Origin of the sequence: Corynebacterium sp. P3-F1, from assembly GCF_030503635.1 — a bacterium.
In the GTDB taxonomy this organism is placed as follows: Bacteria; Actinomycetota; Actinomycetes; order Mycobacteriales; family Mycobacteriaceae; genus Corynebacterium.
Genome location: NZ_CP129965.1, coordinates 503723 through 518664, shown reverse-complemented (window position 1 = coordinate 518664; position 14942 = coordinate 503723). Strand labels below are relative to the sequence as shown.

Here is a 14942-nt window from a genome sequence, read left to right as displayed (position 1 = left end):
CGATAAGCGAAGTGCCTTGTGGATAACTGTGAGTTATCCACAAACCGGGGCGCAGCGAATTGGCGCGCACGCAGCGACGATGTAGACTTTGTGCCTAGCAGTGTGTCCAACTGGGCGCGCTGACTACGCGCGGCGAAAATGCCTGGTCACAAGCGTGACAAGGTGCTGCGATTCGCAACGGTCCTCCCACCCGGATGGTGTGAGGCGTGGATGTGGCTCGCCGCTAGGGTGCGGGCAAAACCCGCACAAACTGCAAGAAACCGAACAACTTTCACTCCCAAGGAGACATTCCCATGGCAGTCGTAACCATGCGTGAACTCCTCGACGCCGGTGTGCACTTCGGCCACCAGACGCGTCGTTGGAACCCGAAGATGCGCCGCTTCATTTTCACCGACCGTAACGGCATCTACATCATCGACCTGCAGCAGACGCTGACCTACATCGATGAGGCATACGAATTTGTCAAGGAGACCGTCGCTCACGGCGGCACCATTCTGTTCGTCGGCACCAAGAAGCAGGCCCAGGAGCCGGTCCAGGAAGAGGCCGAGCGCGTGGGCATGCCGTACGTCAACCACCGATGGCTCGGTGGCATGCTGACCAACTTCCAGACCGTGTCCAAGCGCCTCGCCCGCATGAAGGAGTTGCAGGCCATGGACGCCGCCGAGGACGGATATGCTGGCCGCGGCAAGAAGGAAATCCTCATGCTGACCCGCGAGCGCACCAAGCTCGAGCGCGTCCTGGGCGGCATCTCCGAGATGTCCAAGACCCCTTCCGCACTGTGGATCGTGGACACCAACAAGGAGCACATCGCTGTCGCTGAGGCGCAGAAGCTCCGCATTCCGGTTGTGGCGATCCTGGACACCAACTGCGACCCGGACCTCGTGGACTACCCGGTTCCGGGCAACGACGACGCGATCCGCTCCGTCAAGCTGCTGACCCACATCGTGGGCGAGGCAGTTGTCGCCGGTAAGCAGCAGCGCGAAGAGCGCCAGCTGGCTAAGGCCCGCGAGGCCGCGGGCGACGCACCGGTCGCTGAAGGCGCTGAGGCAGCCTCCGAGACTCCGGCAGCCGAGGCGCCGGCCGAGAAGGCAGCCCAGCCGGAGACCCCGGCAGCAGAAGCAGCCGAGCAGGCCGACGCAGCCCCGGCTGACAAGGCTGCAGCAGAGGCAGTCGAGAACGTCGACTCCGCCAACAACGACGTCGACCCGGTCTAAGCACCCCGGGCCCGCAACGGCGTTGACCTATCAGCACTGACCCCCGCGTCTTTCACGGCGTCCTAACTTCATCTAGGACGCTGCGGACGCGGGGGTTTTGCGTACGATCCGGCAGCCGGGCATGCCGCGTTGCGGTAAGTCCACTACGCTGTCAGATGACATTTACACAAATTTTAGTTCCACAACGAGGAGGGTCGCCCAACTATGGCGAACTACACCGCCGCAGACGTGAAGAAGCTGCGCGAGACCACTGGTTCCGGCATGCTCGACTGCAAGAAGGCTCTGGAAGAGTCGGCCGGCGATTTCGAGAAGGCCGTCGAGATCCTGCGCATCAAGGGTGCGAAGGACGTGGGCAAGCGCGCTGAGCGCAACGCCCTCGAGGGCCTGGTCGCAGTGTCGGGCAACACGATCGTTGAGATCAACTCCGAGACGGACTTCGTGGCTAAGAACGACGAATTCAAGCAGCTCGGCGACGATATCGCTGCGGGCGCTGCCGCTGTCAAGGCAAACACCCCGGAGGAGCTTGCAAACGCCGACGTCAACGGCCAGTCTGCCGCCGATGCTCTGCAGGCACTGTCCGCCAAGATCGGCGAGAAGCTCGAGCTGCGTCGCGCCGCCACCATCGAGGGTGACAACGTCGAGGTCTACCTGCACCAGAAGGCAGCGGACCTTCCGCCGGCAGTCGGCGTGCTCGTCGCATACACCGGCGACAACGCGGAGGCTGCGCACCAGGTCGCTCTGCAGATTGCTGCGATGAAGGCCCGTTACCTGTCCAAGGACCACGTCCCGGCTGATGTCGTGGAGAAGGAGCGTGCGGTCCAGGAGGAGATCACCCGCGGCGAGGGCAAGCCAGAGGCAGCCATCGAGAAGATCGTCGAGGGGCGTCTGGGCGGCTTCTTCAAGGATGTTGCCCTGCTCGAGCAGCCGTCTCTCGCAGATTCCAAGAAGACCGTCCGCCAGTACGCGGAGGAGAACGGCATCGAGGTTACTGACTTCATCCGTTACGAGGTTGGCCAGCAGTAGACGCTAGCTTCAAGGATCCCGGTTCGCCGCTTATCGACGGTGCACCGGGATCCTTTTCTTTTGCCTGCCCCACATGGCGCTAGAATCGGTGGTTGAATTTTCGCCCCCACGTTAAGGAGTTTTCGGTGACCGACCACGGGACTGTCAACAGCAAGGACTCGGAGTCCACAACCCGCCGCGGGTATAAACGCGTCATGTTGAAGCTGGGTGGCGAGATGTTCGGCGGTGGCAATGTCGGCATAGATCCGGATGTTGTGGAGAATGTGGCGAAGCAGATCGCGGAGGTGGCGAGCAAGGGTACCGAAGTGGCCGTCGTCATCGGTGGCGGTAACTTCTTCCGCGGAGCCCAGTTGTCTCAGCGCGGAATGGACCGCGCCCGTTCGGACTACATGGGGATGCTCGGCACGGTGATGAACTGCTTGGCCCTGCAGGATTTCTTGCAGCAGGTGGGAGTTGACTGCCGCGTGCAGACCGCGATCAACATGGCCCAGATTGCCGAGCCGTACCTGCCGCTGCGTGCGGCACGCCACCTGGAGAAGGGTCGCGTGGTCATCTTCGGCGCAGGTATGGGCATGCCGTATTTCTCCACCGACACCACCGCCGCGCAGCGTGCTTTGGAAATTGGGTGTGAGGTTCTGCTCATGGCGAAGGCTGTCGACGGAGTCTATTCCGATGATCCCCGTACCAACCCCGACGCAGAGTTGTACAGAGAGATCAGCCCGCGCGAGGCCCTTGAGAAGGGACTCAAGGTCGCCGACGCCACGGCCTTCAGTCTGTGCATGGACAACAAGATGCCCATCTTGGTCTTCAACTTGTTGAAGGAAGGAAATATCGCGCGCGCGGTTTCAGGCGAGCAGATCGGCACGCTGGTCCAATAAAAGAGTTCGCTGAACCGCAAGAGCGCTTTCCGGGGGGCATCCCCGCTGGCCGTTGCTCCACTGGCCGCAGGCTTGCTCCCCGTAGTTTTTCTGTCCGTAGCCGCCGACAGGTTTTCTTGTAATTTTTGCTCAGCGGCTTCGTGCGGGGACCGAGGCGCAGGAGTTTCGGGCGCGGCGAGGAAACCGCGAGGAAACTGCGGGGACAACGTCATGGAGTGGAAGACCGAACTTCGGGTGGGTTTAAAGGAGGCTGCTACGTGCTCACTATCACTGCCATGATCGCTGGTGCCGTTATTCCGGCCCAGACTGCTGTGAACAGCCGTCTACGAGCTAGTATTGGAGCGCCCATTCCAACGGCGTTCATCTCATTTTTCATTGCTTTCGTCTGCGCGGTAGTGCTCGCGGGCATCCTCGCCGCCGTTTCTGGGCCGTCGATCAACCTCGGTCAGACTGTCGGGGAACCCTGGTGGGTCTGGATCGGTGGTGTCATGGGGGTCATCTTCATCACCGGCAACGTGCTTCTATTTCCCAAGATCGGCAGCGTAGAGACAGTCGTTCTGCCGATTCTGGGGCAGGTTGTGATGGCGCTGGTGATCGATCACTTCGGTTTATTCGGGGCCGTGGAGACCCCTGTCGGAATGCTGCGCGCACTCGGTGCGCTGGTTGTAGTCGCGGGGATCGTGCTCGTGCACGTCGTGGGCCGGCAACCAGCGGAAGCTACACAAACTGGTCTCACGCACGACCCCGCGGTATGGGGGTGGAGAGCCCTCGGGGTGTTCATGGGAATGTGTTCCGCCAGCCAGACCGCCGCGAATGGTTACCTCGGCAAGGTGCTCGGCAGTTCGATCCAGGCGGGAGCGGTCAATCTCGGAGTGGGAGTGGTTTTACTGTTCCTGCTCAGCATGATCTTTAAAGACTCCCGCGCCGCGTTGCTATCTGGGGTCCAGCCTGGTCCGTGGTGGATGTGGCTCGGAGGTGTATTCGGCGCCATCTTCGTCATCGGGGCAGCGACGCTGTCTCCCATCATCGGTACTGGGGCCACTGTCATTGGGATTCTCGCCGGCACGATTCTCGCCGGTCAACTTATCGAGCGCTTCGGTCTCTTCGGTGCCCCGCGCAGTGTGCTCCAACCGACCCGAGTGATCGGCTTGCTTCTCGTGTTCCTCGGCGCAGTGATGGTCCGCGTGCTCTAGAGTGATCGCGGGCGCCTGCGGGTTCTCGAGGGCCCTCAAGGTTCCATTACGTTGGCTTGCCGCGCTGTGAGCGCCAGGCCTCCGCGACCGGCTCGATCACCTTCGCCAGCGCGAGGATTGTCGCATCGTCGGCGGTGACACTCCCGATCTGCAGCGGACCCACCGCCACTGCTGGCGCCCCGGTGAGATTGAACAGTGAACCCCATGGTGTCCACTCGGTTTGCGCCTCGAAGCTGTCGGCGGGAGACAGTGACGGAAAGAATCCCAGCGGCGGGGGATCGGAGGCGATCATCGGAGTGAGTACAGCATCGACGCCCCACTCGGCGCGCACAATCTCAGGTAGCGCCGCGATGTGGCGGCGCGCCTCGGTGAGGTCGGAAGCCGACACCCGGCGACCTTGGTCCCGCAGCCAGGCGATGTACGCGCTGTCCAGCGGATCCACGCCGATGAATGAGTGGGTGATCCGAGTAGTGAAATGACGGTACGTCTCCGGTGCGCGGGAATACGGTTCGAGTTCGCGGACGGAGCAAACTGAAGACAGCGCCGCGGCAGCCCGCTCCACGACTGCAATGCGGTCAGATGCCACCGCGGCGTGCGGAGTGAACAACGGCTGGGTCAGGACACCGACCGTCACGTTGTCGAGGGTCCGGGTGCCGAGACCCCACAGCTCCACCTGATCCGCGACCGTCGATGTGATGAAGCCGTCCACAGATCCCGACACGGGAAGGCCCGCCGGTTTGAACCCCACCACCTCGCAGGCGGCGGCGGGAACACGCAGTGAGCCGCCGGCATCGCTGCCGTGGGCTGCGCGGTGCAGCCCTTCCGCAACGACGACAGCGGCGCCTGTCGACGACCCACCCGGAGTGCATCCGGGATAGAACGGCGACTCCAAATTCGGAACATCCGGGCGCTCGGCATACACCGTTGCGCCCAACTCGGAGGAAACAGTTTTCCGGTCGATCAGAGCACCCCGGCGCGCCAGACCCGCGACAAACGCGCTGGTCGCCCTAGCTGCGCGCGTTCTCAACGGGCTACCCCACGATGTCGGCCACCCGGCCACATCGGCAGTGTCCTTGACGGGCACGGCCCACCCGTCCAATTCGCCTCCCTGAGCCCGGGGCAGCGACGACGAAGCGAGATACGAATAAGCCGGATGCATGGTGACTCAAGTGTAGGAGGTGGGGGAGATGGGGGCGTTCGTCGATAAGCACTGCGCTGCTAGATTGGATGGAGACAACGCGAAAGGATGACAACATGATCGACGACGTACTTCTCGACGCCGAGGAGCGCATGACCAGCTCCGTCGAGCACACCCGCTCTGAACTGGTCACAATCCGCACCGGACGCGCCAACCCGGCGATGTTCAACGGTGTCATGGCCGATTTCTACGGTGCCCCGACCCCCATCAACCAGATGGCAACCATCTCCGTGCCGGAACCGCGCATGCTCCTGATCAAGCCTTTCGATCCGTCCACCATGGGCGAAATTGAGAACGCGATCCGCAACTCCGACCTCGGTGTCAACCCCACCGACGACGGCCACGTCATCCGCGTCACCATCCCGCAGCTCACCGAGGAGCGCCGCCGCGACCTGGTCAAGCAGGCAAAGTCCAAGGGCGAAGAAGGCAAGATCGCCATCCGCAACGTCCGCCGCTCCGGCATGGACGCCCTGAAGAAGATCCAGAAAGACGGCGACGCCGGCGAAGACGAAGTCACCGCAGCCGAGAAGGAGCTGGACAAGACCACCTCCAAGTATGTCGACGAGATCGACGAGCTGGTCTCCCGCAAGGAAGCCGAACTGCTCGAGGTGTAAACCGTGACCGACTCCCACGAAGCCCTCGACGCGGTGCATTCTCGGCGTGTGCACATGCCGCGGCCGAAGAATTCCGCCGGGCGGAATCTGCCCGCCGCGATCGCGGTGGGGGTCGGACTCGCCGCCTTGGTGCTAGTGGCCACCTACGTCGGTCCGGCGATGTGGTACCCAGTCGTGTGCGTTGCTGCTGCGCTCGGAATGTGGGAGACCCTCACCCGTCTGCGCGAGAACGGCTACGGGGTGTACCGCTTCGTGGTCATCGTGCTCGGACTCTGCATGATCGTGTCCACGTGGCAGTTCGGATATCCCGGGCTGCTAGCAACGTTCACAATCAGCGCGCTGACCATCATGTTCGCGCGCCTGTTCTTCAACGGCAGGCATTCTCCTCCGCGCAACTATCTGCGCGACACGGCCGTGAGCATCTTCATTCTCGTGTGGATCGGATTGTTCGGGTCCTTCGCGGCGATGATTTCGCGGCTCGAAACAACCAACGTGACCGGCAGCCACTTCATCGTCACCTTCATCTTGTGCGTCGTCGCGTCCGACGTTGGCGGCTACGTCAGCGGTGTGTTGTTCGGTTCCCACCCGATGGCACCCGCTGTCAGCCCGAAGAAGTCGTGGGAGGGCTTCGCCGGCTCCGTCGGTTTCGGGGCTGTTGCCGGGATCCTCAGCGGCATTCACCTCCTGGGCAGCCCGTGGTGGGCGGGTTTGGTCTTCGGCTTGGGAATCGTGGTGTGCGCAACCCTTGGCGATCTTGTGGAGAGCCAGTTCAAGCGGGAGCTCGGCCTCAAGGACATGTCGGGGTTACTTCCCGGCCACGGCGGATTGATGGACCGCATCGACGGCATCCTCCCAGCGGCCGCGGCGACGTGGCTGCTGATGAACGTGGTGGTGCTGTAACCAGCGCTGATTAGAAAACCATGCCGTACCGTGCCAGAATGGGGCACGTCATGAGTGATTTTCCGAAGATCCAACTGCTCGCGCCGAAGCGCGGGATGCCGCCGAAGCACTTCGCCGACCTCACCGCGCAGGAGCGTATCGACGCCCTCGCCGAGCTTGGCCTGCCCAAATTCCGTGCCGACCAGATTGCACGCCATTATTACGGCCGTTTCGAAGCGGACCCGTCGACGATGACGGACCTACCGGCGGCGCAGCGTGAACTGGTCAAAGACGCGTTGTTCCCGCGCCTACTCACCCCAGTCCGTACTGTCGAGACTGACGAGGGCGATACCACGAAGACACTGTGGCGCTTGCACGACGGGATCCTGCTCGAATCTGTCCTGATGCGCTACCCGGGCCGCGCCACATTGTGCATTTCGTCTCAGGCTGGCTGCGGAATGGCGTGCCCGTTCTGCGCGACCGGTCAGGGCGGGCTGGACCGTAATTTGTCCACGGCGGAGATTGTGGACCAGGTGCGCGAGGCCGCCGCGATGATGGAGGCCGAAGGTGGGCGCCTGACCAACGTGGTCTTCATGGGAATGGGGGAGCCGCTGGCGAATTATAACCGTGTCGTGTCCTCGGTGCGCCAGATTGTTTCTCCGGCACCGGAGGGTTTCGGCATCTCGCAACGCAACGTGACGGTGTCGACGGTGGGGTTGGCTCCCGCGATCCGCAAGCTCGCCGACGAGGGTTTGAACGTCACCCTCGCAGTGTCATTGCACACGCCGGACGACGAGCTGCGCGACACCCTCGTTCCGATGAACAACCGGTTCAGCGTCGAGGACGTGCTGAATGCCGCGCGGTACTACGCCGATCAGACGGGCCGCCGTGTGTCCATTGAGTACGCGCTCATCCGTGACATCAACGACCACGATTTCCGTGCGGACATGTTGGGTCGCAAGCTTCACGACGCCTTGGGTCCGCTCGTCCACGTCAACCTCATTCCGCTGAACCCGACGCCGGGCTCGAAGTGGGACGCATCACCGCGGGAGCGCCAGGACGAGTTCGTCCGCCGGGTCATTGCGCAGGGTGTCACGTGCACTGTGCGCGACACGAAAGGCCAGGAGATCGCGGCGGCGTGCGGGCAGCTCGCGGGCGACGAGAAGCAAGCGGGCGCGTAAGCCGCAACAACAAAAACGCTCCGGGTGACCAGTTGGTCCCCGGAGCGTTTCGCTTATCGACGCCTCGCCTCGCCCTTTAGCGCTGTTCCGTCTCCTGGACGCGCAGGGTCTCGTGGCGGTTCGGGATTTCCGGTGCAGCGATGTCCTCGCCGTGGACGCGGCCGCGTGTGTGCTCATCCTGAAGTGCGTGAGCACCGTGAATTTCGCGGGCGCCCTGCGACTCGTGGGCATCGCGGTTGGTGTGCACCGAAGCTGGGTCGACGTTCAGGGCGCGCAGCTGGCTGTCGGTCAGCTCGGCGTAGCGACCGGTCAGGGTGTGCTGCTCATGGGTCCAGTACGGCTCGACGTGACCTTCCGGCTTGTTGTGGGCGGTAACGGTGCGGACCTGGGACAGTTCCGGACGCAGCGCGAAGAGGATCAGGCCGAGGGCGATCAGCACAGCGATCACGATCAGCCAAATGGTCTCGACGTGGCCACGGTGGTTACCGAAGTTGTAACCGATGAGGAACAGCACCGAAATCCAGCCTGCGGTCTGAATTGTCTTCGGGCTCAGCTCGCTCCAACCCAGCTTTGCCGACGGGACATCGGCTTCGGAAACACCGTTGTACACCTGGGGTGCATCGTCCTTAACGCTCACAGCACACTCCTTGCGGGAAATAAGTTCTTGCCCATTATATTGGCACACCTGATTCACCGCCCGCGATTCATCCCCCCGAAAGTCAGCGCATTATCCCGGGCTGGACACCCCCGGCTCAACGTTTGTTTGACCCCGCAGCTGTCGCGTGAGACGCAGCTGTCGCGTGAGACGCAGCCGCGAAGATGCGGAGGCCGCCGAGACATGGCCGAGGCATGTCTGAAGAATACGAGACTAATTCGTGGTGGAACTCATCTGTGGCGGGACATATCTGCATTGGGCGGGCACTCGGGACGCGCCGAGGCGTACCCCGTGACAGAACGAGGTGAACCTCAGCTGGTGTGTGTGAGAATGGGGCGGTGCGAAAAGTTCTCATTCTGGGTTCCACAGGGTCGATCGGCACGCAAGCGCTGGAGGTGATCGCTGAGGCACCGGACCAGTTCAGGGTTGTCGGCATCGCTGCCGGGGGGTCGGACCCCCAGGCCGTCATCGAGCAAGCTCGGAGGTGGGGGCTGGAGGGGGAAAAGGTGGGCGTCGCAAAGCAGGATGCTGCTGATGTGGTGTCCGCCGCTTTGGGCGGGTCTGTGCGCGCTGGTGCGGACGCGGCGGAAAGGCTTGTGCGCGAAACGGACGCGGATGTCGTTCTGAATGCTCTCGTCGGTTCGCTGGGGCTGGCGGCGACGCTGGCGACGCTGGATCGCGGGATAGTGCTGGCTCTCGCGAATAAAGAGTCGCTGGTGGCCGGCGGCGACCTGGTCACAGCGCGCGGCGGGCAGATTGTGCCTGTCGACTCCGAGCACTCCGCGATGGCGCAGTGCCTTCGTGCGGGGCGCGCCGAGGATGTCGACCGCTATGTGCTCACCGCGTCTGGCGGGCCGTTCCGCGGCTGGACGCGCGAGCAAATGTGGAATGTCACGCCCGCGCAGGCCGCGGCGCACCCTACGTGGTCGATGGGGCAGATGAACACGCTGAATTCGGCGACGATGGTGAACAAGGGACTGGAGTTGATTGAGGCGACGCTACTGTTCGGGATTTCCCCGGACATCATCGACGTGGCGGTGCACCCTCAGTCGATTGTGCACTCGATGGTCACGTTCGTCGACGGTGCCACGATCGCGCAGGCGTCGCCGCCGTCGATGAAGATGCCGATCGCGCATGCTCTCGCGTGGCCGGGGCGCGTCCCCCACGCCCAGCCGGCACTGGATTTCGGGCAGGCCATGAACTGGCGCTTCGAGCCTCTCGACGAGGGCGCGTTTCCCGCGGTGAAACTTGCGCGAGAGGTCTCGGCGGCGCGCGGCACGTACCCGGCGGTGTACAACGCGGCGAATGAGGAAGCCGCGGCGGCCTTCCTGGCGGGGCGCATCAAATTCCCGCAGATAGTGGACATCGTGGGCGGCGTGCTCGATTCGGCGTCGGATTTCGCGGTGGTACCGTCGTCGTTCGACGAAATTGTCGAGGTGGAAACGCAGGCACGTCAGCGCGCGCATTCGCTTATCGACGCCACCTCCTAACCCCAGGAAGACCACACCCCCATGGGAGCTTTTGTTACAGGCATCGTGCTGTTCGCCCTGTGCATTGCAGCGTCGATTGCACTGCACGAGGCAGGCCACATGCTCACTGCGAAAGCGTTCGGGATGCGTGTACGCCGCTTCTTCATCGGTTTCGGCCCGGCCCTGGTGTCGACGGAGAAGGGTGGGACCGAATACGGCATCGCGGCGCTTCCCTTCGGCGGTTTCTGCGACATCGTCGGGATGACCGCGATGGATTCGCTGACGGCGGAAGAAGAACCGCACGCGATGTACCGCAAACCGTGGTGGCAGCGTGTGGCAGTGATGAGTGGTGGCATTGTCATGAACCTGCTGCTCGGTTTTCTGGTGATCTACCTGCTGGCGGTGTCGGCAGGTATTCCGAACCCGTACGCCGACCGGACGCCAACGGTCGGTGAGTTGTCGTGCACCTCTGACCAAATCGACGAAGCCACTCTTGCCGAGTGCTCCGGCGACGGCCCCGCAGCCGCTGCCGGGGTGCACTCCGGCGACAGGATTCTGACTGTCGACGGGACCGATCTGCAGTCCTTTGTGGAGCTGCGCGATTATGTCCTCGAGCGGCCGGGGGAGACCATTGTGCTTGGCGTGGAGCGCCCTGGCGCGCCTGGTGGCGCGGCTGGCGATGCTGGCGATGCTGCGACGGTGCTAGACATCCCGGTGCACGTCGACGAGGTCACTCGTCTCAGCACAGATGGCCAACCGTACGCGGCGGGCGCAGTCGGAATGGGCAGTGCACCAGTCGCTGACGCGATGCGGCGCTTCGGTCCTGTCGAAGCCATCCCTGCCGCAGGGCGTTTGTCCGGGGAGATGATCTCAGCCAGCGTCGAAGGGCTCATCGCGTTCCCGGGCAAGATCCCCGGTGTGGTGACGTCGATCTTCGGCGGCGAGCGCGACGTCGAGGGGCCGATCAGCGTGGTCGGTGCCTCGCGCGCTGGCGGAGAGCTTGTTGAGCGCAGCCAATGGAGCATCTTCTTTTCACTGCTGGCCTCGCTGAACTTCTTTCTTGCGCTGTTCAATCTCGTGCCGCTTCCTCCTCTCGACGGCGGCCACATCGCCGTCGTCCTCTACGAGGCAATCCGCGACCGTGTCCGCCGGCTCCGTGGCTTGCCCCCCGGCGGCCCGGTGAATTACGAGAAGCTCATGCCGTTGACCTACACGATGGCGGCGCTTCTGCTCGGAGTCGGCGTCCTTGTGATCATCGCGGACGTGACCAACCCCGTGAAGCTGTTCAGTTAAGACAGAAGCGCCGCTAGCGGTGTGCGGCGGGAGTGGGGGAAGCGTTGCGGTGTGCGGCGGAAGTGGGGGAAGCGTTGCGGTGGCCGTCGATAAGCGTGGGCTCGTGTCACGCGGAGGCCGTGTGCGCGGTGTTAACCTTATGGCTATGAATCAACCTATCGGTTTGGGTATTCCGGAAGGGCCGCCGCCGACGCTCGCTCCGCGTCGCAGAACCCGCCAGCTTTTCGTCGGGGATGTCGGGGTTGGCTCTGACCACCCGATCTCTGTGCAGTCGATGACGACGACGAAGACGCACGATGTCAACGCCACTCTGCAGCAGATCGCGCAGCTGACGGCCTCGGGCTGCGACATTGTGCGTGTCGCGTGCCCGAAAACGGTGGACGCGGAGGCGCTGCCGGCGATCGCGAAGAAGTCCCCGATTCCGGTCATCGCCGACATTCACTTCCAGCCGAAGTACATCTTCGCGGCTATTGACGCCGGCTGTGCCGCCGTCCGCGTCAACCCCGGCAACATCAAGGAATTCGACGGGCGCGTTAAAGAGGTGGCCAAGGCTGCCGGTGACGCAGGCATCCCGATCCGCATTGGTGTCAATGGCGGCTCGCTGGACAAACGCCTGCTGGAGAAATACGGCAAGGCGACGCCGGAAGCGCTTGTCGAATCCGCGATCTGGGAGGCAGGTCTGTTCGAGGAGCACGGTTTTGGCGATATCGCCATCTCTGTGAAGCACTCTGACCCCGTCCTGATGGTCGAGGCGTACCGACAGCTCGCTGCCAAGACGGACTACCCGTTGCACCTTGGCGTGACTGAGGCGGGCCCGAAGTTCATGGGCACGATCAAATCGTCCGTGGCGTTCGGCGCTTTGCTGTCCGAAGGAATCGGCGACACCATCCGCGTGTCCTTGTCCGCCGACCCCGTGGAGGAAATCAAGGTGGGCGACCAGATTCTGCAGTCGCTCAACCTGCGGCCGCGCAAGCTGGAGATCGTGTCGTGCCCGTCGTGCGGCCGTGCGCAGGTCGACGTGTACAAGCTCGCCGAAGAGGTCACCGCTGGGCTGGAAGGCATGGAGTACCCGCTGCGCGTCGCGGTGATGGGCTGCGTCGTCAACGGTCCGGGCGAGGCGCGCGACGCCGACCTCGGCGTAGCGTCGGGCAACGGCAAGGGGCAGATCTTTGTCAAGGGCGAGGTCGTGGAGACCGTGCCCGAGTCTAAGATTGTCGAGACCCTCATAGCCCACGCTGAGCGCATCGCCGAGGAGGAAGGCCTCGAGGAGATCGAGGGTGCGCGGGCGGAGGTCAAGGTTACAAAGTAGAACTCGCGCCTTCTTCGTGTGGCAGCGTCGGGTCACATCCCGGCGCTGCTACTTTTACGCCCATGAAAACTCGGCTTTCGGCGCTGCTCGCGGTCCTGACCATTGCGTTAGGTGCCGTCGCCTGCACACCGAAGCCGAACCCTGCGGAACCGGTCGCCAACTCCTTCCTCGAGGCGTTGGAAAGCTTCGATTACGAACGGATGGCGCAGCTTGTCGACGCCCCCGAGAAAGCCTCCACCTCCCTCACCTCCTCCGTCGGTGGATTGCAAGCGGAGGGCGTGACCGCGACGCTGAATAACGTCGACCAGCAGGAGAACCTCGCCACGGCGCATTACACCCTCGACTGGGTGCTGCCGCGTGACCGGCACGTGCGTTACGACGCTTCGATGACTCTCACTCAGCAGAACGACGACTGGACAGTGCGGTGGCAGCCGTCGATCCTGCATCCCCGGTTGGGTGCAAACCAGCATCTAGAGCTCCGGCCTGTGCCGGCGGAACAGGCGAGCGTCGTCTCGTCAGATGGCGTCGCGCTGCTCAGCCCGGGCGTGGCATACCGGCTGCTCGTGGACACCAGCGTCGTAGGCGATAAAGCCAAAACCGCCGCCGCGATTTCGAACGCGCTTTCCGCTGCTCACGAGCAGGACCCGGCGGTGCCGACACGGGATGCGGGGGATGTCGAAAAGCAGCTGAGCGAAGCGAAGGGCGTCTACTCGGTCGCGATGGTTCCGTTGACTTCGCGCGAAGCTGTCGAGGGCGCGGTCGGCGGGCTGAAAGGCGTGCGCCTCAACGAAGAGGCCGCCATGGTGGCCGACGACCCCAGTTTCGCCCCCGACATCATGGCGCGCATCGGCGAGGAAGTCCGGGGCGACCTCGAAGGCGACGCAGGCTGGAAAGTCGCGATTGTCAACGAGAACGGCAACGAGCTCGAAGACATCGAGCTTCACGACGCAACACCGTCCCCGTCCATCACCGTCAGCTTGTCCCACAAGGTGCAGACAGCCGCTGAAAAAGCTCTTGAACCCATCAGCGGGCAGAAAGCCATGATCGTGGCTATCCGGCCGTCGTCGGGGGAGATTCTCGCTGTCGCCCAAACCAAGGCGGCGGACGAAGACGGCAACACCGCGATGATGGGGCAGTACCCGCCGGGCTCGACGTTCAAGATCCTCACCTCGTATGCCGGTCTGGACAAGCAGCAGCTCACCCCCGACTCGATTGTTCCCTGCCCCGGAACGATGGATATCTATGGACGCACGGTTACCAACTACGCCGGTTTCGGGCTGGGCAGCGTGCCGCTGCAGACCGCGTTCGCGCGTTCGTGCAATACCACGTTCGCTGACATTTCCACGAAATTGGCGCCGGGTGAGCTCAAGTCCGTGGGCAAGCAGTTCGGCTTGGGGCTCGACTACGACATCGCGGGCCTCGACTCGCTCACCGGCACCATTCCGGACGGCGAAGAGCCCCTCGACCGTACCGAAGCCGGCTACGGACAAGGCCTCGACCTCGCATCTCCTTTCGGCATGGCCCTTGTATCCGCCACCGCCGCCCACGGATCTACTCCGCTTCCGTATCTCATCACTGGGCGCGACACCGCGCCCAGCGAGAAGGTCGCGTCGCCTGATCCGCGTGCGATCGGAGAGCTGCAGGCCATGATGAAGGCCGTCACCAGCCCGGGCGGAACTGCCTCAGGGATGAGCGCCGGCGGCGACATCCGCGGCAAGACCGGTGAGGCCGAAATCAACGGTGGGTCACACTCGTGGTTCACCGGTTACCGTGACGACGACATCGCCTTCGCTACCCTGATCGTCCTCGGCGGCGGGTCTGAGGCAGCGGTTGCTGTGACCGACGCAATGCTGCGCAATATCGACGAAACAGCTACGCCGCAGCCGCAGAGATAGACGCAGCCGCAGCCGGAGTCGAAGTCGTAGCCGTACAACCGGCGACAGCACAGGTGTGGGTGCAGCGGGAAATGGCGGCGTGAGGCAGGGCGTGTGTTTTCTCGGGATCGGATGGTGTCTGCCGGCAGACGGTGCTGGCGA

Annotated in this window: 13 protein-coding genes; 11 read left to right on the top strand and 2 right to left on the bottom strand. The window is 63.4% G+C overall.

Going from position 1 to position 14942, the window contains the following annotated elements; genetic code table 11:
• Positions 1 to 293 precede the first annotated feature (293 nt).
• The 4 genes from rpsB (at position 294) to QYQ98_RS02420 (ending at position 4308) form a co-directional block, all read left to right on the top strand.
• Positions 294 to 1214 carry a 30S ribosomal protein S2 gene (gene rpsB / locus QYQ98_RS02435; protein WP_302007185.1) on the top strand — a complete coding sequence of 307 codons (921 nt, stop codon included), beginning with the start codon at positions 294 to 296 and terminating at the stop codon, positions 1212 to 1214.
• 204 nt (positions 1215 to 1418) lie between these two features.
• Positions 1419 to 2237: a translation elongation factor Ts gene (gene tsf / locus QYQ98_RS02430; RefSeq protein WP_302007184.1), complete on the top strand. Its 819-nt coding sequence runs from the start codon at positions 1419 to 1421 to the stop codon at positions 2235 to 2237.
• Between the two features lie 194 nt (positions 2238 to 2431).
• Positions 2432 to 3115, top strand: coding sequence for a UMP kinase (gene pyrH, locus QYQ98_RS02425; protein ID WP_302007803.1), 684 nt, complete (start codon positions 2432 to 2434; stop codon positions 3113 to 3115).
• A 257-nt stretch (positions 3116 to 3372) separates the two neighbouring features.
• Positions 3373 to 4308 (top strand): DMT family transporter, encoded by a 936-nt coding sequence (locus tag QYQ98_RS02420; RefSeq protein ID WP_302007183.1) that lies wholly within the window; start codon positions 3373 to 3375, stop codon positions 4306 to 4308.
• A 46-nt stretch (positions 4309 to 4354) separates the two neighbouring features.
• Here the strand turns inward: QYQ98_RS02420 and QYQ98_RS02415 are convergent, their stop codons facing one another.
• Entirely contained in the window at positions 4355 to 5467 is a 1113-nt protein-coding gene (locus QYQ98_RS02415; RefSeq protein WP_302007182.1) for an amidase, read from the bottom strand.
• Between the two features lie 95 nt (positions 5468 to 5562).
• On the opposite strand from QYQ98_RS02415, the gene frr reads away from it, so the two are divergent.
• The 3 genes from frr to rlmN are packed head-to-tail and all read left to right on the top strand — an operon-like array spanning position 5563 to position 8180.
• Complete coding sequence (gene frr / locus QYQ98_RS02410; RefSeq protein WP_302007181.1) at positions 5563 to 6120, top strand: ribosome recycling factor; 558 nt, start codon at positions 5563 to 5565, stop codon at positions 6118 to 6120.
• 54 nt (positions 6121 to 6174) lie between these two features.
• Positions 6175 to 7020 (top strand): phosphatidate cytidylyltransferase, encoded by an 846-nt coding sequence (locus QYQ98_RS02405; protein WP_302007802.1) that lies wholly within the window; start codon positions 6175 to 6177, stop codon positions 7018 to 7020.
• Positions 7021 to 7070: 50 nt separating this feature from the next.
• Entirely contained in the window at positions 7071 to 8180 is a 1110-nt protein-coding gene (gene rlmN, locus QYQ98_RS02400; protein WP_302007180.1) for a 23S rRNA (adenine(2503)-C(2))-methyltransferase RlmN, read from the top strand.
• 76 nt (positions 8181 to 8256) lie between these two features.
• On the opposite strand, the gene QYQ98_RS02395 is transcribed toward rlmN, so the two are convergent.
• The gene (locus tag QYQ98_RS02395) at positions 8257 to 8817 is read right to left on the bottom strand and encodes a DUF2631 domain-containing protein (protein ID WP_302007179.1); all 561 of its coding nucleotides are present in this window, start codon (positions 8815 to 8817) and stop codon (positions 8257 to 8259) included.
• 356 nt (positions 8818 to 9173) lie between these two features.
• Here QYQ98_RS02395 and dxr point away from each other — a divergent pair, with 356 nt between their 5' ends.
• The 4 genes from dxr to QYQ98_RS02375 all read left to right on the top strand — a co-directional run bounded on the left by dxr (position 9174) and on the right by QYQ98_RS02375 (position 14801).
• Complete coding sequence (gene dxr, locus QYQ98_RS02390; protein ID WP_302007178.1) at positions 9174 to 10325, top strand: 1-deoxy-D-xylulose-5-phosphate reductoisomerase; 1152 nt, start codon at positions 9174 to 9176, stop codon at positions 10323 to 10325.
• Between the two features lie 21 nt (positions 10326 to 10346).
• Positions 10347 to 11597 carry an RIP metalloprotease gene (locus tag QYQ98_RS02385; RefSeq protein ID WP_302007177.1) on the top strand — a complete coding sequence of 417 codons (1251 nt, stop codon included), beginning with the start codon at positions 10347 to 10349 and terminating at the stop codon, positions 11595 to 11597.
• 145 nt (positions 11598 to 11742) lie between these two features.
• Entirely contained in the window at positions 11743 to 12906 is a 1164-nt protein-coding gene (gene ispG / locus QYQ98_RS02380; protein WP_302007176.1) for a flavodoxin-dependent (E)-4-hydroxy-3-methylbut-2-enyl-diphosphate synthase, read from the top strand.
• A 62-nt stretch (positions 12907 to 12968) separates the two neighbouring features.
• Positions 12969 to 14801 (top strand): penicillin-binding transpeptidase domain-containing protein, encoded by a 1833-nt coding sequence (locus QYQ98_RS02375; protein ID WP_302007175.1) that lies wholly within the window; start codon positions 12969 to 12971, stop codon positions 14799 to 14801.
• Positions 14802 to 14942 lie beyond the last annotated feature (141 nt).

What these genes read in the sequence shown, in the direction of transcription:
- rpsB (WP_302007185.1), top strand. Translation starts at nt 294, where the DNA reads ATGGCAGTCGTAACCATGCGTGAACTCCTCGACGCCGGTGTGCACTTC.
- tsf (WP_302007184.1), top strand. Translation starts at nt 1,419, where the DNA reads ATGGCGAACTACACCGCCGCAGACGTGAAGAAGCTGCGCGAGACCACT.
- pyrH (WP_302007803.1), top strand. Translation starts at nt 2,432, where the DNA reads ATGTTGAAGCTGGGTGGCGAGATGTTCGGCGGTGGCAATGTCGGCATA.
- QYQ98_RS02415 (WP_302007182.1), bottom strand. Translation starts at nt 5,467, where the DNA reads ATGCATCCGGCTTATTCGTATCTCGCTTCGTCGTCGCTGCCCCGGGCT.
- frr (WP_302007181.1), top strand. Translation starts at nt 5,563, where the DNA reads ATGATCGACGACGTACTTCTCGACGCCGAGGAGCGCATGACCAGCTCC.
- QYQ98_RS02405 (WP_302007802.1), top strand. Translation starts at nt 6,175, where the DNA reads ATGCCGCGGCCGAAGAATTCCGCCGGGCGGAATCTGCCCGCCGCGATC.
- rlmN (WP_302007180.1), top strand. Translation starts at nt 7,071, where the DNA reads ATGAGTGATTTTCCGAAGATCCAACTGCTCGCGCCGAAGCGCGGGATG.
- QYQ98_RS02385 (WP_302007177.1), top strand. Translation starts at nt 10,347, where the DNA reads ATGGGAGCTTTTGTTACAGGCATCGTGCTGTTCGCCCTGTGCATTGCA.
- ispG (WP_302007176.1), top strand. Translation starts at nt 11,743, where the DNA reads ATGAATCAACCTATCGGTTTGGGTATTCCGGAAGGGCCGCCGCCGACG.
- QYQ98_RS02375 (WP_302007175.1), top strand. Translation starts at nt 12,969, where the DNA reads ATGAAAACTCGGCTTTCGGCGCTGCTCGCGGTCCTGACCATTGCGTTA.